This window comes from Microvirga sp. Mcv34, from assembly GCF_024519725.1.
In the GTDB taxonomy this organism is placed as follows: Bacteria; Pseudomonadota; Alphaproteobacteria; order Rhizobiales; family Beijerinckiaceae; genus Microvirga.
The window spans coordinates 167484-193935 of the sequence record NZ_JALJRK010000003.1; the positions used below are offsets into that span (position 1 = coordinate 167484).

Consider the following 26452-nt stretch of genomic DNA (forward strand, 5'->3'; position numbering starts at 1 on the left):
GGATGACCGGAGACGAATTTCGGATATTCGGAGAGGAGAGGGACGTCGTCCGCCGGAGGAAGGAATCGGCCGGCTCGCGGCTCTTGTTCGCTTCGGTCTGGATCGTCGGGAGATGCTTCGGAGCTTCCATCGTCGCGCCTTTCGCTTTGAGGAGGTCTGTCCTCCTGCCCTAAGCGAAACGGCCGGCCCCATGAGGAGACCGGCCGCTCGATCTGCGATCCGGGACACGACCACCGGACCGGGAGATTTCGCCGCTGTCTCCTTCGCCTTTGATCTCGACCACTTGCCGAGAGGCTCCGGAGTTTTCGGCGCCGCGGCCGCGCCTGTCATGGGGGATCGGCCCCCTCCGTTTATTTCGCCGCCTTTAGATCCTCTCGGATCAGGGATGACGGCCCCCCTTCTTCCGGCTCCGGCGAGGAGCGGAAAATTACTTGCTCGACGAGGAAGACTTCTTCGCCGTCTTCGGACGCTGCGTCTCGTCCGTTCCCTGGATCTCGACGCCCTCGGCGTTGCCGCCCGTCGTCGTGACCGTCTCGCCTTTGTCGTCACCAGTCGAGACAGGCTCCGAACCATACGGAAGGTTGACGATGACAGGACGGCCGGCGCGATCCTCCGTCGGAGTGCCTTCCGTCGTCTGAAGCGGCTTGAAGAGCTTCTCGGATTCCGGAACGCCGGCGTCCGTCGCCTTCGTCTCGTTCTCCTGATTCGTCGTCTTTTCGTCTGCCATGATGAAAACCCTCGATCGAAGTCCGGGACGGAACGCTAGACCGGAGACCCGTCCCGATGGATGCACCGGAAGGGAAACGCCGCTGTAGTCCGATTCGTGCCGCTAAATTTGTCCGTCGTCAATTTCCGAAATTCGATTGATGACTCTCATTCCTCCCGGCGGCCGCTCCAAGGTCCGCGAGCCTTCAGGAATCAAGCATCCCTTCTCCCACGGAGGAGGCCCATACTTCGCACAATCCCAGACCAGCAAGCCCCGCGCGACCTTCTGGATCTTCTCCCAATCCGCCGGCGTCTTCTGTAGGATCTCGGCCGGATTCGGCCCTTGGAAGATCTGAGGCGAACCGTCCGAAGCGATCGCCTTCGGGAGACCTTCGGGAAACTCGCCCATCCAATACTCGCCGTTGAGCCATGCCGCGGCGCCCTTAATGAACTCCGGCTCATGCCCCTTCCGGCGCTTATATCGGACCGCGCCCTCGACGATCGTCGCCGGATCGTGACCGTCTCCGATCGCTTTCCGGAAAGCCTTCTCGGCGTTCTTTCTGCTGTCGCCCGGACGCTTGGCGCAACTCTGCCAGAACCTCGGGAACCATTCTTCTGAGATTCGATCCTGTCGTTCTTTCTTAGATTCTTTTCTATTCTCTTCTTCTCTCTTTGGGTTTTCGGCCACGAAAGGGAACCCTTTCTGTAAGTCACTGAGATTATTGATCTCGGCCCCGCTATCTTCGGAGGAAGTCGAGACAATGTCGGAATCTTCTCCGTCTGTTTTCGGGGACTTCTTCTCGACTTCTTCTCGACTTAGCTCCGACTTAGGTCCGGACGGACGGCCTCCCTTGGCTCCATCGGAGGCCGCCTTAGCCCGTTTTTCGGCCGCCTCTTGGAGCGCCTGATCTGCCTCCCGATTGCCGACGAGGCCGTCGTCTGTTCGGTAGATTTTGCCGAGTTCCTCGAGCCGTCGGATCAATGCCGCTGCCTTCCGCGTCGGGAAGCCGGTCCCCATGTGCGAGGCGATATGTCCGAGATCGTAATAGATCGGACCGCCGTGTTCATAGATCAGATCGAGGAGCGTCGAATAAGCGGCTCGTTCCTCGAAGCTCATTCCGAGGCAACCGTTAAAGAAGGCTCGAGGCCGGCGAGGATACCAAGCGGCTTCACCGCGAGGCTTGATTTTGGGAGGAGAAACGGGAATATTCGACGCCATGGAAGGCGCCTCCTTTCAGCACAAAGGGACGTCATAGGCCGGAAGCGATGCCAGTCGCTCCGGCCTTTTCCATTTCTGCGCTCATGATTTCGAATCTTCAAGCCTGAATCTCCGATTCGAATTCCCGAATTTCGAACCGAACGGCCAAGCCGGACGTTATCCCGGCGTCTGTAAGGCAGATCCGCAAACTAAAAGGCCGCCCCTGCAACCGAGGAGCGGCCTATTTTTTTCGTTACTGTAGCGTAAGGAAGGGATCAGCCGCGGCCGGTCCGGAGCGCCTCGCGGCCGTCCTTATTGATCGAATAGAGGACGGAAGCGACGTTCCCCATCTCCGGACCCTTCATCCAATCCAGGAAGCCGCGGAGCCGGCAGGAATGGACGGCGTCCCATCTAACTTCCTCTTGACCGCCGTCGGCGTCGATAACGGCCGCCGAACTGTTTTGGGAATCTTGCTCGTAAATGACTAGGCAAACCGCCGTAGGTTTTGCCATTAGCTCGAGGACTTTCATCATCCGAGGAGAGACAGGCTTCGCCATCCTCTCGCTAACCGGCCGGAAACGACGACCTTCCTTGTATGGTCGCGTTTCCTTTGTCGTCGTCGAACTGGCGTCGGATTTGTCTTTGGTCTTCTTTGCCGCGTTCATGGTGTTTAACTTCTTTGATACTGAGGACGCCCCCCGATTTATGGTTCGCGCCGCGCTTTCACTTGCCATCTGCATCATAACCATTTTCGACCCCCTGATTTCGACGTTCGGTTTTTTAGCCCCGACGTTTGAAAGGTAATCCCGCAAAAGTGAAATTCTCAAGACATTTTCTCATATCTGAGCCTTTTTTAACCCTTTTGCGCCATGGGCAGCAACATATGAAACATTTCCGCTATGTCAAGGATTACGCTTAAGACAGGCTTAACTAGCCCTCCGGGAGTCCTTCAATGCGTACCGCTCAAGTCTATACGGATCCCTTAACGGCCCTGGAAATCCTTCGGACCCTGAAAGGGAAGGAGCCTCGCGTCCTCGAATCCTTGAGGCTCGAGGAGGAGGCTCCGGCCGTTGTGCGACTAACCGTCCCGGAAATTCGGAGGCGCCGCCGGGATTAACCGGCGGCCTTCTCCTCGTCGAACCATCCCTTCCGGAAGGCGATCGCGACGGCGTGAGGAGCGTTCTTAGCTCCCATCTTCCGATAGAGGCTCTTCCGATGGACCTTCACCGTCGCGTCAGTAATGCCGAGGATCGAGCCGGTCTCCTTTGAGCCGGCGCCGTCGGCCGCGAGCTTTAGGATCTGCTTCTCGCGCTCGCTGAGATGCCGCCAAGCAACCATGACTAGACCTCCTCCGGGACGTTCTCGATCGTCGGCCCGAGATCGAGCGGCTTCCCGCTGTCGATCCCGTATTCGTAAACCTGACCATCGATCCTGACGCGAACGAGCCGGTTAAGTTCGAAGATGCTAGAGACCCGCGCCGGCCGCCCGTCGATCGTCCGGAGCGGCTTCGTCCATTCGATCCGCTTAGGCGCCGGCTCCTCCTCCGGGATCTGGACCTCGATCGTCTTAAGGTTCGCCGCGATCGCCTCCTCGACCTTCGACGGCGTCCCGACGGGATTCCTCTCGTCGACGATCTCGATCGCCTTCCCGACGTTCCCGGAGAAGAGCCGGACGATCCCGTCGCCGAGGACGATCCGGTCCGGGAACGCGAGCGCGAGGATCTCCTCGATCCGCTGAAGGCGCTCCTCGATCGAGGGAGGGACCATTCCCTCGGCCTTCAGTAAATCGAGATGGGAGGCGAGAGCGACCGTCTCCTCGTAAGTGAGGCCGAGGAGATTCCCGGCGGCCGCCTCCTTCTCCGCGAACGCTTTGATCCGCGCGATCGCGCTCTCGAGATGCTCGCCGCCGATCGCTGGCTTCGTGTCTGTCATGATGCTTTCCCTTAGTCTTCGCTGCTACGGAGGCCGGCGCCGTTCCTGACGACGCTCGCCGGCATATCGACGAAGAGAGTCGCCTGTCCGATCTCTCCGAGACGATTCTTCAAAACGTGAAATTCGAGGTCATGCGTGAAGTCATGCGAGTCCGTCCCGTCCTCCATCGCCTTAGCCTGGAGCGTCGGATCTCGATCGACATAGTATTGATGACGGTAAAGAGCGCCGATGACGTCGGCGTCTTGTTCGATGTGACCGGAGTCGCGGAAGTCTGCCAACTGCGGACGCTTGTTCTCGCGGCCTTCGACGGCTCGCGACAACTGACAGAGCGCGAGGACGCAAACGTCGTTATTGACGGCGATCGCCTTCAGTCCCTCCGTAATCTCGCCGATCTCGTTCACGCGATTCCCGTTGTGAGACCGGACCGGCCGCATCTTTCCGATATGGTCGACGACGACGAGCCGGAGCGGCGCTCCTCTGCGCTCGAAACGCTCCTTCCACTTGCGGACCCTCGCGCCGAGTTCCGGGATCGTCATCCCCGGACGGCCCTCGACCTCGATCGGGAGGCGCTTCAGATCCTCGGCCGCTTCCCGGAGGCGCCATAGTTCTTCCGGCGTGAAGGCGGATCCCTTCATCGTCGGCGACGGCCGGAACTTCTGATAAGCGATCGGCTGTCGATACTGCCACGACATATCCGTAAGGAGTCGTTGGTGCGTCTGCTCGACTGTCATCTCGAGAGTCTCGAAGAGGACACCGTTCGCGGCCCGAAGCTTCAGGAGGTCCGCGAGGTTATAGGCGGCCGCCTGTCTCGAGGAGGCGACGGCGATCGTCGATTTACCCATCGAAGGCCGCGCTCCGACGATCCAAAGATCGCCGGCGACATAGCCGCCCGTTAGGCGATCGAGATCTTCTAGTCCTGTCGTGATCCCGCGCGGCATACGGGACGGATCTTCGGCGTTCATAAGGATATCCTCCAAGACGATTGTTTTAGGTTTGGCGGCCGTCGAGACGTTCTCGGACATAAGGACGCCGTCGAGCGCGGAGATCTGCTTCTCGACCTCCTCCTTCAGTCCGACGCGGACGTTCCGGACCTTCTCCGCGACGTCGATCGATTCCGTGATGACGCGGCGCCGGTTCGCATATTCCCGGATGATCCGCGCATAGGAGGGAGCCTGTTCCGCCGGGACGGACTGATAAGTCGTCCACCGAGCTAGGACCGCGGAGAGCGGCTCGTCGCCGAGGCCCTCGACCTTCCCGATCTTCGCGCCGATCAGAGCGGCCGTGATCGCCTGATTTCCCTCTCGAAGCTCGCACATTGCCGCGAAGATCGCGGCCGTGATCGGCTGCGAGAAGTCGTCCGAGGAGACGAGCGTCCGGACGCTATCGAGCGCCTTGTTATGAAGCATGATCGTTCCCAGGAGACCGGCTTCGGTCTCGAGGGACGTCGGGAGTTCGCCATAAGGCGAGGCGTTTTGATTGTTGTTCATGATGCCGTGTCGTGTCGGGAAGGGATCAAGCCGCCGAGGCCGCTAGATCGTTGAACTTCGTCGTCTCATTGCCCCAAGCGTCCCAACCCGGACGGACCTGTCGCGAGAACATATCGAAGCGGCGAGCATCCGGACCGGACATTTCCTCCGCTGCGCTGTAAGCCTCTTCCGGCTTCTGGGAGTGAGCGCGGAGCGGACCCTCGAGTAGCGATCGGATTCGCCGGGAATGAACCTTCGGCTTCCCACGCTTCCCGATAAGAATCATCTCGGAGGAATTCCGGAAGACGTAGCCGGTCCCGAACGCGAGCTTCCCGTTCGTCGTCCGCTTCCCCCAGACGCCGGAGGTCGAATAGTTGAAGCCCCAAGCGTGAAGGACGTCGATCGCCTCGCAAAGCATGGGATGAGTCCCCCAGAGCCAGAGGAGGCAATCCTTCGCGGCGAGATCATGAACCGGGAGATCCTTAATCTCCTCGAGCGTCATCGTCTGATAATGGTTCTCGGCGCTCTTCTTCTCTTTGCCCTTCTCGGAGAAGGTCGCGAAGCGCCAAGGCGGATCGCTCATGATGAAGTTATAAGCGTTGCGCTCGTAACCGGCGAAGGGACCGTTCTCGATAATCATTCTCTGTCGTGCCTGTCGTTTTAGAGGTCTGTGATTTTCTTCGCGAAGGCTCCGAAGACCGTCCCGGAGAAGGCGCCATCGGCGCGGCCTTCTGGGAGCTTCTTCACCTTTCCGGAGGCGACGAACTCGGCGATCAATTCCGCGTCCGTCCTCGGCGTCGTCGCCTCTGCTAGTCGTTCCGCGCGGCGCTTCGCATTGAGCGCGATCGCGGCTTGTTTCTTGATGTGCGAACCCTGTCGCTTACGCTTTGCCGGATCCATGGCCGCGATCCCTTAAGGAGATGACGTCTCCCGGCTTGACGTCCTCGAGGCGCTTCCGCGCATCCGGACCGCGGCCGAAGACAGACTCGACCGTCGGGACGGCCGGAGGAGGAGCTTTAGGAGGAGACTTCGGAGCGCCGAATTTCGGAGCGGGAGCCGGCGCTGGCTTCATGCCGTAAGCGAAGAGCGGATCGACGATATGGGCGATCGCGGGATTCGTTTGTCCGACGCCAAACGACCATACCGCTAAAGCATCGGCTTCATCGGGATTCTGGAAGCTCCATCCGAGGAGCCGGCATTTGTCCTGCGTCTTCGTCTTCCCGGACTTGTCGCGGCCTTTGCCGCTTGTCGCCTGTCCGATGAAGTGTTTTCGGACCTTCTGAGAGTCGACGAGTTCCGCGCGGATCCCGCGGCTCTTGCATGTGACGAGGACGAGATAAGCGATCCCGATCAGGAAGAGAGCCGTCTCCGGCGTCGTCCCGATCTGTGCCATAACGACCGGCGTCATCGGCTTTTCGATATAGACGCGATCGATCTTTTGCATCGATAGGAAGTCGAGGAGATGCCGGAGGAGCTTAACGCCCTTCTCCTCCGGCGAGAGGATCGAGACAGTCCCGCCGATATTCCAAGTCGCCGCGAACGGCTTCCCGTCTGCCGGTCCCCAAGCGACGCCGACGTTCGTCGCGAGGTCGAGTCCGAGGATTACTTCTTTCGCCATTGCTACCCCTGGAAGAAAAGGAGCGGCGCTCGCCGGCGCCGCTCATTCTGTCGTTAATGGACGTTGGCGCCGAACGCCGGAGGAGGCGTCTTCTTCCGGCCGCGACGGGAGGTCTTCTCCTCCTGCGCTGCGTCGGCCTCGGCGTCCTGCGCCTCGCGATCCTTCAGGAAGCGCGGACGGACGTCGTCCTCGTCGGAGCCGTTCTCGTCGCCACCGGCGGAGCCTTCCGAATTTCCGAAGACGCGATCGATCTCGGATTGACCCTCGAGGGAGACCTCCTCCGGATCCTCGCCGCGGAGGACGGCGATCCGGCGAGCGGCGATCAATCGAGCTTCGCCGAGGAAGTCGACTCCCTCGTCCGCATGATCGGCGAGGAAGCGATTCAAGCCGAGGTTGACCGCGACCTCGTCGCCTTGCTCGAGGATAGCAAGCTCGAAGGAGACGAGGCGGTTATCCTTCTCGCCGAAGCCGGCCGGAGCGTCGCCGTCGAGAATTCGGCTCATAAGAGCGCCGTTATTCTGCTCCTCCGCCCGATCCTCTTCTTCCGACTTCTTAATGAGGTCTTCGAGGTCGACTTGCGAATTCAGCCCGAAGCAATCGACATAGTACATGAACGCCCGAAAGGTCTGGGAGCGCCGCGGCTCTTCCATCTTCTCGAGATCGGCCGCCATGTTGAACGCCTTCTTATTCAAATGCGCGTGTTCGACGGCATGATTCAGAGAGGCGCCATAGGACTGATTTTCCTCGGCGACGCGGGACTTCGTTCCCTTCCGCTTCGCCAGGAGCGCCTTTAGCTGTTCCGCCGGCGTGAGGCGTTCCACGATCTGAGAGTCTTTCTGTTTCGCCATATCGGCGACCTCCTTCGTTAAGCCGCGACCGTGCGGCGCTCGTCCGCCGGCGCACCGGCGAAGCTCTTCGGGACCTCGAAAAAGAGACGGTCGTCCCAATCGATACCGGCCTCGATCGCGGCCTTCCGGATCCGGGACATTTGACCGGCGTCCGGAAATCCGCGGCCGGATTCCCAACGCGAAACCGTAGCCTTCGAAGCTCCGGCGATCTCTCCGAATTTCGTTTGATCGTTCCGGAAGATGTGTTCCCGGATGAACTTCAGAGCGAAGCGGACCTCGTCGCCTCTGCTATTTGCCTTGGAAATCATAGGTTTTCCGCTGTTTTTGGGATGACCCATCCGGCATAGGGCCGAAATTTTGATCGATCAACGTCAAATGTGATCCGAATTTCGAAATTCAGAAATTGAAATTTCAGGATTGACGTTCCGCGAGTTTAGCCCTCTCTCATGGGATATCGATCGGCCGTTTCGCTCCCTGGAGCCTCTCGCTCGATCCGATGAACCCCAGAGGGACACGACCCGATGACAACAGAATCGCCCCCGCTCCTCCGCCTCCCGGCCGAGTCGAGCCTGATCTCCGAAATTCGAAATTCCGAGTTCGCGTCCGAGTGACGCGGAGGCCGCCGGCGCCCCCTGAAACCATGCCCCCGACTTGCCGGCGGCCCCTTTTCTTCACCCCCAGAGAGAGAAGCCCCCATGATTGAAGCGGGAAAAGCCTATCGGCCGGCGGAGCTTGTTAAGGCTCTCGTCGATCTGCCGACGACGACGACCATCACGTTCCGAGGTCTGACGCTCGCGTTCGCGTCGGAGCCGGAGAAGGGTCTCGGCGCCGGGACGTTTACGATCGAGAAGCTCCCGGAGGATCTCGCCTCCGATCTCGATCGCTTCGCCAATGCCGGCCCGTCCTCGGACGAGCTTAACGCCGCGATCGCTCCCGCCATGAGCGGGAAGCCTGTCGTCCCTGAGATCGTCGGCGACCTCTTCGCCGGCCCGTCGCGCCAGAAAGGCGCTTACAAGATCCGCAATCGCGGCCGGATGCCGACGATCCGCTTCGATGCCGCGAAGATCGTCTTCGATCGGAAAGAGGACGGCGCCGCGACGACGATCCGGGACGTCGCCTCTCGCCTGAAGATCCCGCAAGAGACCGCGCGACAGGCTCTCCGATTCCTGGAGCGCGGAGGGTGGATCCGCGAGGTCTCCGTTCCCGGACGGATCGTCCACTTCACCCGGACGTCAAAGCGGATCCGCTTCGAGGATTGCCAGGAGGCGAACGCATCATGAGCCGCCTTCGCTATATCTCCCTCTGTGCCGTTATGGGCGTCGTTTGCGTCGCGATCGGCGTCGCCGCCGGCCTGTTCGTGATTGCGTTCTTCTTCCTCGGACTGAGAGCGTTTCTCTCGCTCCGGACGCTGGCGATCCTCCTCGAATTTCCGGAGATGCTCGCGACGACGGCCTCGATCGTTGCTCTCCTCGTCGGCCTCTTTGTCGTCCTCGTCTGCGGCCTGTCCGTTCAAAGGGATCTGGCCGAGATCATCGAGGAGAGAGGCGCGAAGCAATGAAGGAGATGCTTCTAAGGCTCGTCGACTTCGAGACGACCGGAACGCCTCCGGATGCCGCGATCTGCGAGGTCGGATTCCGCGACGTCTTGTTTAAGGACGGCGAAGCCAAGATCGATCGAGGCTTCGGGATGCTCGTCAATCCCGGACGGCCGATCCCGCCCGAAGCTATGGCCGTCCATCATATCCGCGATCATGAGGTCAAATTCGCGCCTCCTGTCGATCGCGGATTCCGGCTCCTGATGGATGACACGCCGGACATCTTCGTCGCTCATAACGCGAGCTTCGAGCGGGAATTCTTCGCGGGAGGTTCGATCCCCTGGATCTGCACACTAAAGGCCGCGCGTCGCGTATGGCCGGAGGCTCCCGGACATTCGAACGGAGTTCTCCGCTATTGGCTAGATTGCGACTCCGCCGCTGACTTCGACGACGCTCTCGCCATGCCGCCGCATCGCGCCGCGCCGGACGCTTACGTTACCGCTCATATCCTCGTCGAGCTTCTGAAGGTCGCGACGATCGAGGAGATGATCGCTTGGACCGCGGAGCCGTCGCTCCTGCCGAAGATCAACTTCGGAAAACACCGCGGAAAAAAATGGACCGAAGTCCCGCGCGACTATCTCGAATGGATTCTTCGTCAGGAAATGGACGAGGACACCAAGCACACCGCGCGGCACTACCTCAACGGAGGCGAGGCGCCATGACGGAGCGCGTCCGTTGCTGCGTCCCTTTCTGCCGCCGGACGATCGCCGCCGAGAAGCTGAAGCCTTGGAACGAATGGATCTGCGGGAAGCATTGGAGCGCCGTCCCAAAGATCGAACGCCGCGAATACTCATGGACGAAACGTCGGATCCCGAACTCGGACGCGACGTCCGTCCAATGGGAACGCCTGAAGGCCGTAGCGATCGAAGCCGCGGCCGGAATTTGACCTCTCAACCCTGAAGGAGCCGCCACAATGGCGCATAATTTCGAAGAGCTTTTGAAGTCCCTCCGCGCGGAAGAGAAGCGCCTCTCCCTCTTCGAAGGGAACGCGCAAGTCGACGCCGACGTCCGCGCTCGCGTCCGCGTCGATCTCCTCTTGATCCGCTCGAACGCTGCGATCCTCGAAGCGATGGGCGCCGGCAAGCCGAAGGACGAGAAGGGGAAGAAGTCCGGCTCCGCTGAAGGCGCCGGCAAATGAGCGGCGATCCCTGCCTCTGCCTCCGCTGTCAGACGAGAAAACTCGTCAAAGACTGGACCGCGACGGATCCGAAGGGAGAACTCGTCGCGCTCCGGAAAGACAACCCGGAGAACGCCGACGAAGAGATCATCGGCGCTTATGTCGCTGTCTCTCTCTTTTACGTAGCCGGAGAGTTCCTCTCGAAACTCGATCCGTTCGATCGTCTCGTCATGATGAGCGAAGCGACGGCCGCCTTTAACGCCGCTGTGAGAGCCGGCCCTCCTGCCGAGGACCATATCGGCCCCGTCGCCGGCTCCTGCTGATCTTCCAAGCCAGAAAGGAAAAGCGCCACCATGAGCGCGAAGGATCTCATTCGACACCATATCCGCCACGGCTCCGCGCCGGTCCGCGCCGACGACTCGATCCCGAAGGGACAATTCTCCCTCCGCGACAAACAGACGGAGCGCGTCGTCGCGGCCGGCAAGATGACGGACAAGGCGACGCCTCCGACGGCCGGCCGCGTCCTCTGCGTCAATCCCGAAGATTATTCCGATCTGGGAGGCGTCTAACGTGGCGACGTATGATTACTATTTCGCCGCGCTGCGCTTCCACGCCGGCGAAGGCCCGAAGCCGGATGCTCATTTCAATGAGCCGCAACCGGGATTTTATCGGACGCTGGATAAGTCCGGCGTTTGGCTCCCTGTCGCGATCTGGGAAGACGAAGGCGTTCTCGTCGCGCAAAAGGCGAAGAAGCCTCGCGACGCGACAACGCCCTTCGAGATGATCGACGTCGCCGCGGACGAGATTTGGGACTTCGTCGTCGGGAAGGAAGTCCCGGAAGAGACTTGGCGCCGCGTCTGCGATCGCTCCGAGGCTTGGCCCGACGAGGCTCCCGGCTTCGGTCATAACGAGGCGCCGCTCGATAAGGATCCGCTCGTTCGTATCGATCAGGTTCTCGAGAACGCGGACAAGTTCCTCGCCGTTGAGATCATCTCCTCGAAGCCGAAGGCAGACGCCGCGGCCGAGTTCATCGCGGAGCTTCTCGACCTGAAGGGGATCCTCGAGGAAGCCGAGAAGGAAGAGAAGGCCGAGGCGAGCCAGGAGATCAAGGATATCTCGGCGAAGTTCAAGCCGAAGCTGAAGGCCGCGGAGAAGACGATCGCGAAGATCCGCGACGAGCTAACCGCTTACATGCTGAAGGCCGAAGTCGATCGCGTCGGCGCCCGTCGCCGCGCCGTGACCCTCCGGAAGACGACAGTCCCGGTAATCGAGGACTTCGGGAAGGCGCTCCAACACTTCGCCGCCGACGAGAAAATTCGGGAGGCGCTCGAAAAGCTGATCGCCGCCGAGATCAAAGCCGGAAAGACGATTCCCGGCGTCACCACTAAGGAAGAGAGGAAGGCCGTCTAATGAACGAGATCGTCACTTATAACGACTCGGCGCTCGAGATTATGAGCGTCGACGACAACACCGCGGCGAAGCTCGCGAAGGCAGAGATCGACGTCCAGATCGCCACCGCGAAGAAGTACCCGCGGACGATCTCCAAGGTCCGGACAAACCTCGTCGGACTCGCGACCCTCGACGCCGAGATCGCCGGCTCCTGCGTCTATGCCCTGCCGCGCGACGGGAAGACCATCGAAGGCCCGTCCGCTCGCTTCGCCGAGATCCTCGTCTCGGAATGGGGAAACTGCCGCGCCGCCTCTCGGATCATCGATGAAGGGAAGGAGTTCATCACCGCTCAAGGGATCTTTCACGACCTCGAGCGGAACGTCGCTATCGCCATGAATGTGCAAACCCGGATCGTCGGGAAGAATGGCAAGCGTTACGGCGTCGATATGATCGGGACCGCCGGCGCCTCGGCCGGATCGAAGGCCGTCCGTAACGCGATCTTGAAGGGGATCCCTCAAGCCTATTGGATGGAGTCCTTCCAAGCCGCGCGGAAGGTTGTCCGCGGCGACTTCAAGACGCTTGCGAACCGTCGCGCCGACGCTCTCGTCATGCTCCAGGGATTCGGCGCGAAGCCGGAGGACGTCTTCGCTCTCCTCGGCGTTCGCGGCGAGGACGATATCGGCCTCGATCATCTCGTCTCGCTCCGCGGCATTGTGACCGCTGTCCGGGACGAAGGCGCGAGCCTCGAGGATATGATCGCGGAGGCAAAGACCCGCGCTCCTGCCGCTCCGCGTTCCGGTCCGCCTCCCGCCGCTGCGAAGCCGCCGAAGGCCGCCGCTCCCAAGCAGGAGGAGGAGAAGCATCCGGAGGGAGATCCCGCTCGTCTCGCGGAGAAGAAGACCGCGGCGAAGCCGGAGCCGGAGACGCCGGCGCATAACGGCGAGACCGGCGAAGTCCTGGACGTCGAGAAGCTCCTCTCGGATATCGAGACGCAACTCGCGGCCGCCACGACCCGCGATCAGGTTCTCGAAGTCGTCGAGAGCATGACGGACGGCGTCGAACTGCCTCGCGAGGCTCAAGTCTATATCGAGAGCCTGTCTGATAAGGCGATCGAGCGGATCCTCGACGCGATGCCGAAGGCGGCCGACAACGCCGACGAGCCGGAGAACAATATCGACGCCGGCGACGGCGATCCCGTCTCCGATTTCCCCGGCGACAAGCTCCCGGACGACCTCGTCGATATGGCCGAAGTCGAGAAGGATCTCGACGCGGCGAAGACCCTCGAGGATCTGGGAAAGGTCGCGGAGAAGTATCAGGGACGGAACTTCGGAGAGAACGGCGCGAAGGCCGGCGAGCTTTACGCCGCGGCTGAGAAGCGGATCAAAGGCGCCACGAAGAAGACCCGGACCCCTCCGGCCGCCGGCGCCTCCAAGGAAGAGAAGAAGCCGATCTTCCTCGCCGTCGACGACGCAATCTCCGCCATGGATAAGGCCGGCGATCAAGACGCTCTCTCCGGGATCTGGACGGAGCAAGTCGAGCCGATCGAAGGGAAGACGAACGCGGACGAGAAGAAGCGCCTCCGCGACGCCTTCGACCGAAACACCTACCGCCTCCGGAACGGCTGATCGAAGCCGCGGCGCCGGTCCCTGCGATCGGCGCCGCCTCCCTCATTTCAGACCGAAAAAATTAACACCGATGCAAACGCGAACCCTTTCCGTCCCTCAACTCCATGCCCTGTTATCCCGGACGTTCAAGACGAACCCTCCGCGCGAGGAAGCGCCTTGGACCCTTAAGAGCCTCCGGGACCGCGGCCTTATCGACGAGAGCGGCCGCATAACGCCGGCCGGCGAAGAAGCCCTCCGGACGAAGCGGATCGCCGTCCATCCGAAGGAGATCGCGGCTTGACCTACTTCCCGCCCCGCAATCCGCCGACGGCCCGGAAACTGATCGAAGAGCTTCAGAAACTCGACCCTGAGACGCTCGTCTTCCTGCCAGGAATCGCCGGCGACGTCCGTCCGGTCCGGATCGGCGAGCGGATCCGCGTTCAATGGTCCGGCTTTTGGCGCCGGAACGAGAGGCGGCCGGAAGACGAGACGATCGCGGCCGTCCTCCTCCGCTCGCGGGATTGAACCATGCCGATATCGAGAGAGAACATGAAGCGATATCCGGGAGGCTCGATCCGGTCCCCGGAATGGCTTTCGATCCGGAGGGAGATCCTCGATCGCGCCGGGAATCGCTGCGAAAGATCGCCGGCCTTCCCGGACTGTCGCGCCGAAAACGGCCTCCCGCATCCCGACACCGGCTCGAAAGTCGTCCTTACGATCGCCCATGTGGACGACGACCGGCCGGAGAACGTCGATCGAGAGAACCTCCGCGCATGGTGCCAACGCTGCCACAATACGCACGACGCCCCGCGTCGCGCTCTCTCCCGACGGAAGGCGGCCGCTCATGAATAACCCCAAAGAGACGGCCGACTCTCTTCCGCCCCTCGACCCGCTCCTCGTCGCCTTCGTCCGCGCTCTTGCAAGAGACCTCGCTCGCGCGGATCATGCCGCCGAGAATCTGACACGAGACACGACAAATGAATCCCCAAAAGAATCGAGCGGCGCTCTACGCCCGTTATTCGAGCGAGCTTCAGCAAGACCGTTCCGTTGAGGATCAATTCGACCTCTCTCGGACCTATGCCGCGCGAGAAGGTCTCCAGATTGTCGCCGAGTTCGCGGATCGCGCCAAGTCCGGCGCCTCCTTCCTGGACCGGGACGGCCTAATCTCCCTCATGGCCGCCGCCAAAGAGCGCCGCTTCGACGTCCTGATCGTCGAGAGCCTGGACCGCCTGTCCCGCGATCAAGAGGATCTCGCCGGACTCTTCAAGCGTCTGAGCTTCTTCGAGGTTGAGATCCGGACCCTTAACGAAGGCGTCGCGACGCCGGTCCACGTTGGACTCCGCGGCCTCGTCGGACAGTTGTTCTTAACCGATCTGGGACAGAAGGTCCGCCGCGGACATATCGGCCGCGTGAAGGAAGGGAAGATCCCAGGACGGCCGCCTTATGGCTATAGATCCGTTCCCGGACGGCCCGGAGATCCGGAGATCGATCCCGAGACCTCGGAAGTCGTCCGCCGGATCTTCCGGGAATATGCCGCCGGCCGGACGCCTCGCCAGATCGCCGCCGGTCTGAGCGCGGACGGGATCCCGGCTCCTCGAGGCGGCCGATGGAACCCCTTCGGGATGATAAAGAGCGCCGGCGAAAATACCCATCAAGGCGGGATGCTCCGGAACCGCGTCTATATCGGCGAACTGGAATGGAGCAAACAACGCCGCGTCCGGAACCCGGAGACCGGCAAGTCCCTGACGCGAATCGCTCCGATCGCCGATCGCGTCATCGTCAAGGCGCCGAAATATCGAATCATCGATGACGAACTTTGGAACGCCGTCCAGGAGGTCGCGAAGAGCCGATCGACCGGCGTCGGAAAGGACCGGAGCTTTAAGGGCGGCTTCGATAGTTTCCTCGCTGGCCTCGTCTCCTGCGAGGTCTGCGGCTCCAATATGGTTGTCATGGAGCGTTGCAAGGTGACGAAGCGGCCGCGGATCTGCTGCGGCGAGGCGAAGCGGACTCAAGGCTGTAGCCACTCGAAGAGCTATGACGTCGGCCGGCTCGAACGGCTCGCGATCGACGGCGTCCTCGAGCGACTGAACGACACCCGTTATATGAGCGAGTTCGTCGAGGCTTATCGGGAGGCGAGGCAAACCGAGGAGAAGAAGGCGAGACAGGAGAAGGGATCCGTCTCGAAGCGCCTCTCGGAAGTCGAGGGAGCGATCCTCCGCCTCGTTAATGCCCTCGAGCGCGGATCGATGCCGGAGGAGATGATCGTCCCCAGACTTCAGACCCTCGAAGCCGAGCGCGTCACCCTCGAGGAGAGGAAGCGGCGAGCCGAGGAAGTGACGAACGTCGTCACCCTGCATCCGAACGCCGTCGAGCGGTATCGGGAGGGAATCGCCGCTCTTTATGAACTCCTGAATAAGACGGAGATCTCCGTCGAAGCCCGTCTCGCCTTCCGGACCCTCGTCGCGGAGATCAAGGTCCGGCCGACCCGCAAGAGGATGCCTTACGAGATCGATCTCGCTTGGAACGCCTCTGCGCTCCTCGGCGTCGACCTCTTCCCGGAGCAAAGGCCGGCGTCCCAGATCATCGCCGAGGCCGGCGTCTCCTCGCGTCTATATCCTGTTTCCGCACCCGACGAGAAACGCGAGGCGGTGGGGTACGGGCGAGCCGCGGTGCGGAAGGGCAGGCGGGGGTGAGGGCGCTCGGCTTTATCCCGAGCGCGACGTCTTCACCGGGCTTGTCCCGATGATCCCGAACGCTCGAAGCGCCATCAGCGTCATTCCCGGCCGGAGATGGCGAAGCCATCGGGGGGAACGGAAGCCACCTGCCCGCTGAGCGGCATGGATCCCTTTCCCGCGCTGCGTGCACCGGGATGACAGAGGAGTGCTCCACAGCATCAGGATGGCCGGCGCGAGGCTGGTGATGCCATCCGAGAACAGGGCTTGGAACACCGCTCGAGAGGCAACACGCAACCGTGCCCACCGAAACCTGGATCACCCCACACACCCCACGCGCACTCACCCTCAACGGAGTTCTTGTGCAGGAACAAATCATGAACACATTCGACCAGATCACCGAGGCCGTCATCCGGCGCGGGGATCTTGCCCACCTTGCCCTGTTCGTCTGGGCGAGCGGGGCGTCCGCTTTGCTTGCCATGACATTGCGCGATCTGTTCGCGGCCAACCGCCGGTTCGACGCGTTCGTGCGCGAGCTGTCCCTCTTCAACCGCCGCCATTCGGGAGACCCTTCATGACACGTTCCATCACCCGGCCGTCGCGCAAGCCGAAGGCCGCGCGGGACGGGCAGGGCCGCGCCACCCTCGTGTTCCGCGATTTCGTGCGCCAGCTCGAAAAGCTCGACGTCAAGCCTCCGAAGACGATCCGCGGAGCCGTGCGATGAAGTCCGGCCTGCCCATCATCCAGGAGCGCAAGTTCCTGCCCGAGTCCCTGAACGCGGTCGATGTCGACGGCGTGTTCGAGGGCTACGCCAGCCTGTTCGGCACGGCCGATCTCGGCAAGGACGTGGTGATGCCGGGAGCGTTCGCGGACTCCTTACGCAAGCGCGGCGCGCGCGACGTACGGCTGCTCTGGCAGCACGATCCCGGCCAGCCAATCGGGCGCTGGCTCGTGATCGAGGAGGACCGACGCGGCCTGCGCGTGCGCGGCAAGCTCAACCTGGCTGTGGAGCGCGCGCGGGAGATCCATGCGCTCATGCGCGAGGGCGCCGTCGACGGGCTCTCCATCGGCTTTCGCGTCGAGCGCGCCCGCGCCGAGCGGCCCACCGGCCTGCGTCGTCTGGAGAAGCTCGACCTGTGGGAGATCTCCATCGTGACCTTCCCGATGCTGCCCGCCGCGCGGGTCGAGACCGTGAAGCACACGGCACCCAAGCTCGCCGCGAGCATCCGCAGGGCCACGGTGCGATTATTGTCCTGAACCTTGTCCGTAGGAGCGCGTTAGAAGATCGCCCGCACGTGCGCGGACGCGGCGGGCCCTTTCCCGAACAGAAAGGCGTCCCGGCTCCGCGCCTGTTGGGAGATTTTCATGAAGAAGCTCGCTTTCGTCGCTCTCCTCGGCCTTGCGGCAGCGGCCTGCACCACCACGGAAGAGCGAGTCGGCGGCGCAGCCGTCGGCGCCGGCGTCGGTGCTGTGGCCGGTCCCGTCGGCGCGGTGGCCGGTGGTGCGGTCGGCGCGGTGACCGGTCCGACCGTCGCCCGCTCGGCGCGCCGCACCGCGCGCAAGATGTAAGCCTTTCCCTCACGGGAAATTCACGGGCCCGCCTCCAGGCGGGCCTTTTTCATTGAAGCATTCAAAACCGATTGATTGATATGATCCCAGTTGTAGACACCAAATCCGTTTCCGACGATGTCGCCTCGGCCTTCGAGGATTTCGCCCGCGCCTTCGAGGCGTTCAAGGAGACTAACGACACACGCCTGTCCGAGATCGAGACGCGGCTTTCGAGCGACGTGGTGACGGACGAGAAGCTCACGCGCATCGACACCGCCCTCGACGATGCCAAACGCCGCATCGACCGTCTTTCCCTCGACCGGTCGCGCCCGCCGCTCGGCGGCGCCCGGGACACGGCGCGCGATCCGGTCCAGGCCGAGCACAAGGCTGCGTTCCATTCCTATGTCCGAAGCGGCGAGGCCTCGGGCCTGAAACGCCTCGAGGAAAAGGCCCTGTCCGCCGGGTCCGGGCCCGATGGTGGCTATCTCGTGCCCGACACGGTCGAGGCCGAGGTTCTGCGCCGTCTCTCGGCCGTCTCGCCGATCCGAGCCATCTCGTCGGTGCGGGTGATTTCCGGCGGCCAGTACAAGCGCGCGTTCTCGGTCACCGGCCCGGCGACGGGCTGGGTGGGCGAAACGGCAGCCCGGCCCCAGACCGCGAGCCCGACGCTCTCCGAGATGAGCTTCCCGGCCATGGAGCTCTATGCCATGCCGGCGGCCACCCAGACCCTTCTCGACGACGCGGTGGTGGATATCGATCGCTGGATCGCCGAGGAAGTCGAGGCGGCCTTCGCCGAGCAGGAAAGCACCGCCTTCGTGACCGGCGACGGCGTCAACAAGCCAAAAGGCTTCCTCTCCGCCGATACGGTCGAGGAAGAGGTCTGGGAATGGGGCAAGCTCGGCACGGTGCGCACGGGCGGGGCGAGCTTCCCGGCGGACAATCCGTCCGACGTGCTGGTGGACCTGATCTACGCCCTCAAGGCCGGCTACCGCCAGAACGCCTCCTTCGTCATGAACCGCAAGACGCAAAGCGCAATCCGCCGCTTCAAGGACGATAACGGCCAGTATCTCTGGGCGCCGCCTGCGAGCATCGGCCAGGCCGCGACCCTGATGGGCTTTCCCGTCGTCGAGGCCGAGGACATGCCGGACATCGCGGCAAACACCTGCGCGGTCGCCTTCGGGGATTTCAAGCGCGGCTATCTCATCGTCGACCGGGCGGGCATGCGCGTGCTGCGCGATCCGTATTCCGCCAAGCCCTACGTGCTGTTCTACACGACGAAACGCGTGGGCGGCGGCGTGCAGGATTACGCGGCGATCAAGCTGCTGAAGTTCGCCGCTTGAGAGGCACGCCCATAGACGGGTCCATGCTCCTACGTCATCACCGGCCTTGTGCCGGTGATCTCGATGGTATCCGGCTCGGCATTTGACGGAAGCGGGATGGCCGGCCTTGTGCCGGCCATGACGTCAGAGGCTGTGGGGGGCGACAGAGCCGGACGAGGACGCCCCTAGTTCCCCGTCCAGGTGCTGTTCATCGTCCCGAGAAGGCGCATGTTCGACGAGATCCAGCCGATATGCTCGACCACCGGGGTCACGGCCGTGAGGCCGCCGCAGGCGCTCCGTTCCCGGCTGCGCAGGGGGCCGCTCGACCAGCTCGTGATGCCGTAGAGCAGGTAGCCCGAGCGGGTGGCGGCCAGGATCGGACCGCCGGAATCGCCCCGGCAGGCGCCGGCACCGGTCGTTTCGGCCAGCCGGCTGCGGTCGGCGACGATCAGGACGCGATTGGCCACCTCGATGGGGCCGAGCGACACCAGGTTCGTCTGGCGCAGGGTCCGGGCCGTGCGCTTCGCCCGCTCGGACAGAACGCCGAAGCCCGCAATCGTGACGCCGTCGCCCACATCGATCCGGCCCGCCTGGGACGGGTCGAGGGGCAGGAAGTCGGGGCCGAGCGGACGGTCGAGCTTGACGAGGGCGAGGTCGATTCCGGGTTGCGTTCGCGGCGTCGTGCCGGGCACGAAACTCGGGTGAACCGTCAGCGCGGCGACGTTGAACCGCTGCTGCTTGAAGGCGCGGTTGAGCGCCGTCACCCGGTAGGCGGCCCGGTCCGTCATGCAATGGGCCGCAGTGAGCACGAGGTCCGACCCGACGACGACGCCGGAGCAGAGTTCACCGGTGGAGCTCTCAATCGACACGACAGAGCGGCGCAGTCCATCCGGATCGCGCGAGGGCGCGCCTTGCAGGACGGCCCAGGCCGGCGTGGCGACGAGGGCGAAGACGGCAAGGGCAAGGGTTGGCAATGCGCGCATGGAATCATGATGCCGTGTGGGAGAAGGATTTTTTAAGGCAAGATCCTGGCTGTCAGGATAGTTCCTTTCGTAAGGGAAAATCTAGTTCTCATTCCAGAGTGCCGTGCGATTCCAGCCCCTCAGGATCCTGTCGATCCACTCGCGTTGCGGGCCGAGGAGGATGCCCTGCGTCACGCCTCCGCAGCCGCGCCCTTTGGCCGGCGATGACCAGCTCGTGATCGCCGCGACGGAGGTGCCGGAGGCCATCGGACCGCCGGAATCGCCCTGGCAGGCGCCAGCCGTGCCGGAGCCATCCGCCCACAGCAGGACACGGCTCGGCCCATAGGGCTCGACGGCGGTCAGGGCGGCGGTGCGGAAGGTGCCGGAGCTCTTGGCCTCGCCCTCGCGGGCCAGGCCGTAGCCGCCGACCGTCACGGGGCTGCTTTTCGCGACGGCTCCCGCCGAGAGCGTCGCCCGCTCGAACCGCGCAGGCAGGGCCTCGGGGATCCGCACCAGGGCAAGATCGATGGAGCGCTGCCGGGTCTCGATGGCCTTCGCGTTGTAGCCGGGATGCACCGCCTTAGCGGCGGGCGAAATCAGCACCGGCTCGCCCGTCTCGTCGCGGAAATGCACCCGGTGCTCGGCCGCGCCCGTCACGCAATGGGCAGCCGTGAGCACCACGTCCTTCGCCAGCACCACGGCGCTGCACACGCCGCCGTTCGAACTCAAGACCATGACGCTCCGGCGGGCGAGGGGGCCTTCATCCTCGTCGCCGCCGACGATGGCTTTCGCCTGCGCTGCCATCAGCGGTAGGGCGAGGCAGATCACAACCAGACGTTGCATGACACATAAGGATCCCTGTTCACGATGATTCCCATATTCATCAGCGGCCCTGCCGTCGAGCCCGTAACGCTCGGCGAGATGAAGGCCTATCTCCGCGTCGATGACGACGACGTCACGCAGGACGACCTGATCTTGGGGCTCGTCAAGGCGGCGCGGCTCATGGTCGAGGCAGCCTCGCGGCGGGTCCTGATCGAGCAGCGCTGGCGCGTGGTGCTCGATCGCTGGCCGGACGGCGGAACGATCCTGCTGCCGGTCTCGCCTCTGATCGCGGTCGATCGCATCACGGTGGCGGATGCGTCGGGCGACACATCCGAGGTTCCGGCCAATGCCTTCGAGACGGATGCGTTGAGCGATCCGCCGCGCATCGCGGTCATCGACGCACCCCAGCCGGGCAAGTCGCGCAACGGTATCGTCATCGAGCTGCGGGCCGGCTACGGCACCGCGCCCGAGGCGGTGCCAGCCACGCTGAAGCTCGCGATCCGCATTCTCGTGGCCCATTGGTTCGAGAACCGGGGCGACGCCATCGGCGAGCAGATCCTGCCGCCGGAGGCGCTCGCCCTGGTGGTGCCGTTTCAAAGAGTGCGGATTTAAGCCCACCACTGTCGTTCCGGGTTCGCCTGCGGCCCCTGGAACAACGACCTCCCCGTTATGGCCTCCTGGGGCCGGATTCGGGGACCCGTGCCGGTGATCCTGCTTCCCGCACCCTCACACCTCCTCAGGATGAGGTGTGAGGGTGCGGGACATGGATGGCCGGCACAGGTCCTCGGATCAAGTCCGAGGAGGTGATGACGTGTCGTCCGGAATCTTTCGCATTCCCTCCAAAAGACATTGCCATGAAAACCAAACCCATTCCCATCGGTGCGCGGGCGCGCCGGTTCGTGCTCGAAATGCCGCTCGAACGGCCCGACGGGTTCGGCGGCGTCATCCGCACCTACACAGCCGGTCCGCAGCTATGGGGCGCCATCGAGATGCTCTCCGGCACTGAGCGCGTGCGCGCCGACCGGCCCGAACAGAGCCTGACCCATCGCATCACCCTTCGCTATCGCGACGGCGTGACCGGCGCCATGCGCCTGACCGCCGGCTTGCGCCGTTTCGCCATTCGGGCCGCGTCCGATCCGGATGGATCGAAGCGCGATCTCGTCTGCCTCGTCGAGGAGATGCGCGCATGACGAGCCCCGTTCTGGCGCTTCGCCATGCGATCCTCGACGCCGCCAGTGCGGACACGCAGCTGCCTGCGCTCATGGGCGGGACCTTGCGCCTCTACGACGAGCCGCCGCGCGGCGCGGATCCGGTCTATGCCCTGTTCGCCGACGTGCGCGCGACGGATTGGTCCACGGATCACGACCGCGGCCACGAGCAGAATCTCGGCATCGTCGTCTGGTCGGAGCGCGGCGGCGCGCGGACGGCGCTGGCCGTGGCCGAGCGCTTCGACGCGATCCTCGACGGCGCATCGCTGTCGCTCGACGGACACCGCCTCGTTAACCTGCGCGTCACGGAGCTCTCCTCCGAGCGCGACAAGGACACTGGCCTCACCCGTGTCACCTTGCGCCTGCGCGCGGTCACGGAAGTGGTGTGATGTGCGCTTAGAGCGCCTGTCATTCTTTCCCCTCATTCAACAAAGGACATCCCATGCCTGCTCAGAAGGGCAAGGACCTGCTCATCAAGATCAGCGACGGCGGCAACGGCTTCGTCGCCGTGGCGGGCCTGCGCACGCGCCAGATTGCCTTCAACGCCGAGACCGTGGACGTGACCCATGCGGAATCCGCCGGGCGGTGGCGCGAGCTGCTCGCCGGCGTCGGCGTGCGCCGCGCATCGATCTCCGGCTCCGGCGTGTTCAAGGACGAAGCCTCGGACGCACGCATGCGCCAGGTCTTTTTCGACGGCGACATTCTCGCCTATCAGATCGCCATCCCGGATTTCGGCCGCATCGAAGGCCCGTTCCAGATCACCAGCCTGGAATATCGCGGCGACCATGCGGGCGAGGTGACGTTCGAAATGGCCTTCGAATCCGCCGGCGCGCTCGCCTTCGTGGCGCTGTGAACGGACGTTCGATCGGCGCGAACCGCATCAAATCCCGCAACGTCATCACCAGCCTCATTCCGGCGATGACGAGAAGGATCTCTCCCATTAAAGGAACGAACATGCCCAACAGACGACGGGGCGAGGTGGCGCTGCAACTCGGCGAGACGCGCTACACCCTGTGCCTCACGCTCGGCGCGCTCGCGGAACTCGAGGAGGCTTTCGGCGTGCAGGATCTCATCGCGCTCGGCGAGCGCTTCGGCTCTGGCCGCCTGTCGAGCCGCGATCTTCTCACCTTGCTCGGCGTCGCCCTGCGCGGCGGCGGACAGGCGATGAGCGACGCGGAGGTGTCGAATCTGCCGCTCCACGAAGGCATCGAGCCGGTGGCCGCAGCGCTCGCTGATCTTCTCGTCGCGACCTTCGGCGGGAGCGATGCCGCGCCAAACCCTCGCTAGCGCATCGTTCGCACCCGGGCGATGCGCATTCGAAGGAAGGGAGCAGCGTACCCGATCCGCGCCGCGCGGGATGCGAGCCCAACGCCTTCCCCTGGGACGACGCGTTGACGCTTTGCCTCGGCATCCTGCGGTGGAGCCCCGACGCCTTCTGGCGCGCGACGCCGCGCGAATTGATGGCGGCCTGGGGCGGATTGAACGGGGAATGGAAAACCGGCCCGGTGCTCAGCGGCGATCTCAGGCGGCTGATGGAGGCGTTTCCAGATGAAGGAAATGATGAGCCTCACTGCGTCTTAGGCAGTTGATTTCTCATTCCTAAATATTTGCCGCCTCGGAGTTCAAGGCCGCTGATGAGACGCTACCTTGGGTCATCGTTTCAGCTCGGGAAACTGCTTCGTTGTCCCAAGAAAGCGAGCCCCCTTCGCTTCCATGCAGAGCACAAAGATTTTTCGCCAATTTTCTCCTGCCGTGATGCTGTTTTTGGCTTGGATCGCAGCCTTCTCAGCCTCCAATTCGCACTCTGCTCCGGCTCGTGAATACTGCTGTTGCGACAAGCCTTGTGCATCGAAGACGAAGTCGGGCCTGACCGCCGTGTTGCAGCCCGCCAGTATTGTAAGTGGAAATATCAACGATAAAGAGAGGCGTAGAATGGCTGAAAACAAGCAGGGATGGAAAGATGGCTCTCCAGATTCCGAGCTAAAGAAAGTTCGAGAACGCCAGCTCACGACGCTCATTGGTCTCTCCGCCGGAGCTCACCTTCTGTTCCAAGAAACTTGATGCCCTTTGATTCAGCGCAAAGAATATATATTCTTCGATAGTTTTCCCCAGTGACATCACCATATTTCAGAGGCACGACGGCTTTCGCTGCTTCGAATTTGCATTCTTTGTCCGCTTGTCCCCACTGCTTGTGAGTGAGTACGCCTGCATCAAAAATCAGGTCCGGCTTTTTGCTTGCGGTGTTGCAAGCGCCGAGAGAGACTATTGATAAAAATACAAAACAGGATGGGCTAACGGCTCCTAACGAGAAGAAGTTACCGGCTGATTTAGGGCAAGATCCTATCGCTGAGAATCGTAAACGCCAGCTCACCACACTCATCGTTCAGTTCCAATAATAGGGTTGGACTGCAATGGTCTTGGGTCCTCGGTTGTTTACGGTATCAGTGCTCCCGATGAAAGTTGCTCCTTTCGACTCTGCGCAAAGGATGTAAAGTTTACGGTATCGTTCAGTTGCAATGATGCCGATCTTGATCGGCGCAACTTCTTTCGCAACCTCGTATTCGCAAGTCTTGTCCACTCGCTTCCATTCAACCTCTTTCAGAGATCCTATTTCAAAGAGAAGCTGAGGTCTTTCTCCCTTATCGACACATCCCATAGACGCCGACAACATCAGAGCTATTATTGAAGATCGTAAAATGCCTTCAAATCCCAAAGACCAACCCGCCGTAAGTCCGAACGATGAGAAAGAGAAAGATCGCGCCCGCCAGCTCACTACGCTCATTGGCCTCTCCGAAAAGTTCGGCGACTCCCTGTCCAATGCTTTCGCCAAGAATATCGCGGAAGGCAAGAAATTTGATAACGTTCTAAAGTCGGTCCGCCAGTCTCTTGTGGAAAGCGGACTGCGTCTGGGCCTGGCGCCCCTGCAGCTGGCCTTGAGCCAAAGCCTCAAGGGCTTGATGGCGGGATCGATGCAGGGATCTCTGCCGCTCGATGGCGGCGGCTTGCTCGACGGGGTCGTCAAGGGGCTGGGTTCCGTCCTCGGCTCCCTGTTCGGCGGGGGAGGCGCGGCTTTCGCCAAGGGCGGCGCGTTCTCGCGCGGCATGGTGATGCCGTTCGCGCAGGGTGGGGTGATCGGCGCGCCGACCTATTTTCCGCTCGGGCGCGGGCTCGGCCTCATGGGGGAGCAGGGTGCCGAGGCCGTGATGCCGCTGGCGCGCGGGCCCGATGGGCGGCTCGGCGTGCGCGGCGCCGGAGGAGGGCGACCGCTCTCGGTGACGGTGAATGTTTCCACGCCCGATGCGGAGAGCTTCCGCCGCTCCGAGGCGCAGGTCTCCGCCGCGCTGGCCCGGGCGGTCGCCCGCGGCCAGCGCGGGATGTAGGTTCTAGTCAGCCGCCCGCGCCGTCCAGCATCGCCATGATCTCGTCCTTGATCTGCAGGCGACGGCGCTTGAGGTCTTCCTCGGCCTCCTCGGTCCTCGGCTCCACCCGGGTCTCGATCCGGTGGATGGTTCGGTTCAGCTCGTCGTATTCATCGTAGAGCCGCGCGAAGTGGTTGTTGCTCGTCTTGAGCTGATGGATCCGGTCGCGCTTGTCCGGGAAATCGTCCGCGAGGTCGTTGGGAGCATTGCTCATGGCGTGCCGCCTCCTGGTCGTTCGGGTTTCGCGATGTCAACGCCACCCCGGCTTTTTTCGTTTCATCTTTCATCAGGGAGGGATCATGCCCTCGGATTTCCATGAGGTCCGCTTTCCGCTCGATGTCAGCCTCGGCAGTCGGGGCGGGCCGGTGCGGCGGACCGATATCGTCACGCTCTCCTCGGGCCGCGAGCACCGCAACAGCCGCTGGGCCGGGTCCCGGCGCCGCTACGATGCGGGCCTCGGGGTCCGAACCGTCGATGCGCTGCACACGGTGATCGCGTTCTTCGAGGAGCGGCGCGGCCGTCTCTACGGCTTCCGTTTCCGCGACCGCACCGACTGGCGCTCCGGCCCGCCATCCAGCGAGCCGACGCCGCTCGACCAGCGCATCGGCACCGGCGACGGGCAGGCCTCGAGCTTCCCACTGGTGAAGGCCTACGGCTCGTCCTTCGCACCCTATAGCCGCCCCATTGCCAAGCCGGTGGGCGGAACGGTGCGGGTGGCGCTGAACGGGATCGAGCAAAGCGTCGGCACGGGCTTCAATTGCGATCCCACGACGGGGATCGTGACCTTCACGGCCGCGCCGCCCGTCGGCGCCATCGTCACGGCGGGCTTTGCCTTCGACGTGCCGGTGCGCTTCGACACGGATGAGCTCGACATCGACCTCTCCACCTTCGACGCCGGCGGCATTCCGCAGATCCCGCTGATCGAGATCGTTCCCTGACGGGGCCGTTCCTCACGTCATCAACGGGCTTGTCCCGGCGAACTCGATTCTTGCACCCTCTCACCTCATCCTGAGGAGGTCCCGGACGCGACCG

The 26452-nt window shown here is 62.9% G+C and carries 39 protein-coding genes and 1 pseudogene; 24 read left to right on the forward strand and 16 right to left on the reverse strand.

From position 1 onward, the window contains the following. Positions 1 to 427 precede the first annotated feature (427 nt). The 11 genes from OC446_RS03285 to OC446_RS03335 all read right to left on the reverse strand — a co-directional run bounded on the left by OC446_RS03285 (position 428) and on the right by OC446_RS03335 (position 7906). A complete protein-coding gene (locus OC446_RS03285; RefSeq protein ID WP_262027616.1) occupies positions 428 to 727 on the reverse strand; it encodes a hypothetical protein in 300 nt (99 codons plus the stop codon). Between the two features lie 102 nt (positions 728 to 829). Continuing rightward, complete coding sequence (locus tag OC446_RS03290) at positions 830 to 1924, reverse strand: YdaU family protein (protein ID WP_262027617.1); 1095 nt, start codon at positions 1922 to 1924, stop codon at positions 830 to 832. A 254-nt stretch (positions 1925 to 2178) separates the two neighbouring features. Continuing rightward, a complete protein-coding gene (locus OC446_RS03295) occupies positions 2179 to 2730 on the reverse strand; it encodes a hypothetical protein (protein WP_262027618.1) in 552 nt (183 codons plus the stop codon). A gap of 286 nt (positions 2731 to 3016) precedes the next feature. Further along, a complete protein-coding gene (locus OC446_RS03300) occupies positions 3017 to 3241 on the reverse strand; it encodes a response regulator transcription factor (protein ID WP_262027619.1) in 225 nt (74 codons plus the stop codon). 2 nt (positions 3242 to 3243) lie between these two features. After that, positions 3244 to 3834 (reverse strand): hypothetical protein, encoded by a 591-nt coding sequence (locus tag OC446_RS03305; RefSeq protein WP_262027620.1) that lies wholly within the window; start codon positions 3832 to 3834, stop codon positions 3244 to 3246. Between the two features lie 11 nt (positions 3835 to 3845). Next, entirely contained in the window at positions 3846 to 5321 is a 1476-nt protein-coding gene (locus OC446_RS03310) for a replicative DNA helicase (protein WP_262027621.1), read from the reverse strand. 25 nt (positions 5322 to 5346) lie between these two features. Then, positions 5347 to 5940, reverse strand: coding sequence for an MT-A70 family methyltransferase (locus OC446_RS03315; RefSeq protein WP_262027622.1), 594 nt, complete (start codon positions 5938 to 5940; stop codon positions 5347 to 5349). Between the two features lie 20 nt (positions 5941 to 5960). Next, a complete protein-coding gene (locus OC446_RS03320) occupies positions 5961 to 6200 on the reverse strand; it encodes a hypothetical protein (RefSeq protein WP_262027623.1) in 240 nt (79 codons plus the stop codon). After that, entirely contained in the window at positions 6181 to 6918 is a 738-nt protein-coding gene (locus OC446_RS03325) for a hypothetical protein (protein ID WP_262027624.1), read from the reverse strand. Before OC446_RS03325 ends, OC446_RS03320 begins: the two co-directional genes overlap by 20 nt. A gap of 53 nt (positions 6919 to 6971) precedes the next feature. Further along, on the reverse strand, positions 6972 to 7766 hold the full coding sequence (locus tag OC446_RS03330) for a hypothetical protein (protein WP_262027625.1): 795 nt from the start codon (positions 7764 to 7766) through the stop codon (positions 6972 to 6974). Between the two features lie 17 nt (positions 7767 to 7783). Then, positions 7784 to 7906 (reverse strand): hypothetical protein, encoded by a 123-nt coding sequence (locus tag OC446_RS03335; protein WP_262027626.1) that lies wholly within the window; start codon positions 7904 to 7906, stop codon positions 7784 to 7786. 555 nt (positions 7907 to 8461) lie between these two features. Between OC446_RS03335 and OC446_RS03340 the strand changes: the two genes are divergently transcribed. The 16 genes from OC446_RS03340 (at position 8462) to OC446_RS03415 (ending at position 19030) form a co-directional block, all read left to right on the forward strand. Beyond that, entirely contained in the window at positions 8462 to 9046 is a 585-nt protein-coding gene (locus OC446_RS03340; RefSeq protein WP_262027627.1) for a 40S ribosomal protein S25, read from the forward strand. Next, positions 9043 to 9324: a hypothetical protein gene (locus OC446_RS03345; RefSeq protein WP_262027628.1), complete on the forward strand. Its 282-nt coding sequence runs from the start codon at positions 9043 to 9045 to the stop codon at positions 9322 to 9324. The genes OC446_RS03340 and OC446_RS03345 overlap by 4 nt, the downstream gene beginning before the upstream one ends. Further along, positions 9321 to 10022, forward strand: coding sequence for an exonuclease domain-containing protein (locus tag OC446_RS03350; RefSeq protein WP_262027629.1), 702 nt, complete (start codon positions 9321 to 9323; stop codon positions 10020 to 10022). The genes OC446_RS03345 and OC446_RS03350 overlap by 4 nt, the downstream gene beginning before the upstream one ends. Beyond that, complete coding sequence (locus OC446_RS03355; protein WP_262027630.1) at positions 10019 to 10246, forward strand: hypothetical protein; 228 nt, start codon at positions 10019 to 10021, stop codon at positions 10244 to 10246. Before OC446_RS03350 ends, OC446_RS03355 begins: the two co-directional genes overlap by 4 nt. 27 nt (positions 10247 to 10273) lie before the next feature. After that, positions 10274 to 10498: a hypothetical protein gene (locus tag OC446_RS03360; RefSeq protein WP_262027631.1), complete on the forward strand. Its 225-nt coding sequence runs from the start codon at positions 10274 to 10276 to the stop codon at positions 10496 to 10498. Next, positions 10495 to 10800, forward strand: a complete 306-nt coding sequence (locus OC446_RS03365) for a hypothetical protein (RefSeq protein ID WP_262027632.1) — start codon at positions 10495 to 10497, stop codon at positions 10798 to 10800. The genes OC446_RS03360 and OC446_RS03365 overlap by 4 nt, the downstream gene beginning before the upstream one ends. Positions 10801 to 10830: 30 nt before the next feature. Next, positions 10831 to 11046: a hypothetical protein gene (locus tag OC446_RS03370; RefSeq protein WP_262027633.1), complete on the forward strand. Its 216-nt coding sequence runs from the start codon at positions 10831 to 10833 to the stop codon at positions 11044 to 11046. 1 nt (position 11047) lies between these two features. Continuing rightward, positions 11048 to 11887 (forward strand): siphovirus Gp157 family protein, encoded by an 840-nt coding sequence (locus OC446_RS03375; protein ID WP_262027634.1) that lies wholly within the window; start codon positions 11048 to 11050, stop codon positions 11885 to 11887. Continuing rightward, the gene (locus OC446_RS03380; RefSeq protein WP_262027635.1) at positions 11887 to 13491 is read left to right on the forward strand and encodes a hypothetical protein; all 1605 of its coding nucleotides are present in this window, start codon (positions 11887 to 11889) and stop codon (positions 13489 to 13491) included. The genes OC446_RS03375 and OC446_RS03380 overlap by 1 nt, the downstream gene beginning before the upstream one ends. A gap of 276 nt (positions 13492 to 13767) precedes the next feature. Then, positions 13768 to 13995 carry a hypothetical protein gene (locus tag OC446_RS03385; RefSeq protein ID WP_262027636.1) on the forward strand — a complete coding sequence of 76 codons (228 nt, stop codon included), beginning with the start codon at positions 13768 to 13770 and terminating at the stop codon, positions 13993 to 13995. A gap of 452 nt (positions 13996 to 14447) precedes the next feature. Then, a complete protein-coding gene (locus OC446_RS03390) occupies positions 14448 to 16163 on the forward strand; it encodes a recombinase family protein (protein WP_262027637.1) in 1716 nt (571 codons plus the stop codon). A 356-nt stretch (positions 16164 to 16519) separates the two neighbouring features. After that, positions 16520 to 16720: a hypothetical protein gene (locus OC446_RS03395; protein WP_009493950.1), complete on the forward strand. Its 201-nt coding sequence runs from the start codon at positions 16520 to 16522 to the stop codon at positions 16718 to 16720. Continuing rightward, positions 16717 to 16866 carry a hypothetical protein gene (locus tag OC446_RS03400; RefSeq protein ID WP_262027638.1) on the forward strand — a complete coding sequence of 50 codons (150 nt, stop codon included), beginning with the start codon at positions 16717 to 16719 and terminating at the stop codon, positions 16864 to 16866. Before OC446_RS03395 ends, OC446_RS03400 begins: the two co-directional genes overlap by 4 nt. Next, the gene (locus tag OC446_RS03405) at positions 16863 to 17399 is read left to right on the forward strand and encodes an HK97 family phage prohead protease (protein WP_262027639.1); all 537 of its coding nucleotides are present in this window, start codon (positions 16863 to 16865) and stop codon (positions 17397 to 17399) included. The genes OC446_RS03400 and OC446_RS03405 overlap by 4 nt, the downstream gene beginning before the upstream one ends. Positions 17400 to 17507: 108 nt before the next feature. Continuing rightward, positions 17508 to 17711, forward strand: a complete 204-nt coding sequence (locus tag OC446_RS03410; RefSeq protein WP_262027640.1) for a hypothetical protein — start codon at positions 17508 to 17510, stop codon at positions 17709 to 17711. 80 nt (positions 17712 to 17791) lie between these two features. Then, positions 17792 to 19030 carry a phage major capsid protein gene (locus tag OC446_RS03415; RefSeq protein ID WP_262027641.1) on the forward strand — a complete coding sequence of 413 codons (1239 nt, stop codon included), beginning with the start codon at positions 17792 to 17794 and terminating at the stop codon, positions 19028 to 19030. A 164-nt stretch (positions 19031 to 19194) separates the two neighbouring features. Here OC446_RS03415 and OC446_RS03420 read toward each other — a convergent pair whose 3' ends face one another. Both OC446_RS03420 and OC446_RS03425 read right to left on the reverse strand, forming a co-directional pair. After that, the gene (locus OC446_RS03420) at positions 19195 to 19992 is read right to left on the reverse strand and encodes a S1 family peptidase (RefSeq protein ID WP_262027642.1); all 798 of its coding nucleotides are present in this window, start codon (positions 19990 to 19992) and stop codon (positions 19195 to 19197) included. Between the two features lie 81 nt (positions 19993 to 20073). Next, the gene (locus tag OC446_RS03425) at positions 20074 to 20814 is read right to left on the reverse strand and encodes a S1 family peptidase (RefSeq protein ID WP_262027643.1); all 741 of its coding nucleotides are present in this window, start codon (positions 20812 to 20814) and stop codon (positions 20074 to 20076) included. Between the two features lie 24 nt (positions 20815 to 20838). Here OC446_RS03425 and OC446_RS03430 point away from each other — a divergent pair, with 24 nt between their 5' ends. From OC446_RS03430 to OC446_RS03455, 6 genes and pseudogenes are all read left to right on the forward strand, one after another. Further along, positions 20839 to 21405: a head-tail connector protein gene (locus OC446_RS03430; protein WP_262027644.1), complete on the forward strand. Its 567-nt coding sequence runs from the start codon at positions 20839 to 20841 to the stop codon at positions 21403 to 21405. 242 nt (positions 21406 to 21647) lie between these two features. Beyond that, on the forward strand, positions 21648 to 21983 hold the full coding sequence (locus tag OC446_RS03435) for a phage head closure protein (RefSeq protein WP_262027645.1): 336 nt from the start codon (positions 21648 to 21650) through the stop codon (positions 21981 to 21983). After that, complete coding sequence (locus tag OC446_RS03440; protein WP_262027646.1) at positions 21980 to 22390, forward strand: DUF3168 domain-containing protein; 411 nt, start codon at positions 21980 to 21982, stop codon at positions 22388 to 22390. Before OC446_RS03435 ends, OC446_RS03440 begins: the two co-directional genes overlap by 4 nt. 53 nt (positions 22391 to 22443) lie before the next feature. Then, entirely contained in the window at positions 22444 to 22854 is a 411-nt protein-coding gene (locus OC446_RS03445; RefSeq protein ID WP_262027647.1) for a phage major tail protein, TP901-1 family, read from the forward strand. A 101-nt stretch (positions 22855 to 22955) separates the two neighbouring features. Next, the gene (locus OC446_RS03450) at positions 22956 to 23288 is read left to right on the forward strand and encodes a gene transfer agent family protein (protein WP_262027648.1); all 333 of its coding nucleotides are present in this window, start codon (positions 22956 to 22958) and stop codon (positions 23286 to 23288) included. A 98-nt stretch (positions 23289 to 23386) separates the two neighbouring features. Then, positions 23387 to 23590, forward strand: a pseudogene (locus OC446_RS03455) (phage tail assembly chaperone); the annotation flags it as partial. 63 nt (positions 23591 to 23653) lie between these two features. On the opposite strand, the gene OC446_RS03460 reads toward OC446_RS03455, so the two are convergent. Both OC446_RS03460 and OC446_RS03465 read right to left on the reverse strand, forming a co-directional pair. After that, on the reverse strand, positions 23654 to 24019 hold the full coding sequence (locus tag OC446_RS03460) for a hypothetical protein (RefSeq protein WP_262027649.1): 366 nt from the start codon (positions 24017 to 24019) through the stop codon (positions 23654 to 23656). After that, complete coding sequence (locus OC446_RS03465) at positions 24016 to 24381, reverse strand: hypothetical protein (RefSeq protein ID WP_262027650.1); 366 nt, start codon at positions 24379 to 24381, stop codon at positions 24016 to 24018. Before OC446_RS03465 ends, OC446_RS03460 begins: the two co-directional genes overlap by 4 nt. A gap of 316 nt (positions 24382 to 24697) precedes the next feature. On the opposite strand from OC446_RS03465, the gene OC446_RS03470 reads away from it, so the two are divergent. Further along, complete coding sequence (locus OC446_RS03470; RefSeq protein WP_262027651.1) at positions 24698 to 25381, forward strand: phage tail tape measure protein; 684 nt, start codon at positions 24698 to 24700, stop codon at positions 25379 to 25381. A 7-nt stretch (positions 25382 to 25388) separates the two neighbouring features. Here OC446_RS03470 and OC446_RS03475 read toward each other — a convergent pair whose 3' ends face one another. After that, positions 25389 to 25634: a YdcH family protein gene (locus tag OC446_RS03475; RefSeq protein ID WP_181053478.1), complete on the reverse strand. Its 246-nt coding sequence runs from the start codon at positions 25632 to 25634 to the stop codon at positions 25389 to 25391. An 85-nt stretch (positions 25635 to 25719) separates the two neighbouring features. Here OC446_RS03475 and OC446_RS03480 point away from each other — a divergent pair, with 85 nt between their 5' ends. Beyond that, positions 25720 to 26358 carry a DUF2460 domain-containing protein gene (locus tag OC446_RS03480; protein WP_262027652.1) on the forward strand — a complete coding sequence of 213 codons (639 nt, stop codon included), beginning with the start codon at positions 25720 to 25722 and terminating at the stop codon, positions 26356 to 26358. Positions 26359 to 26452 lie beyond the last annotated feature (94 nt).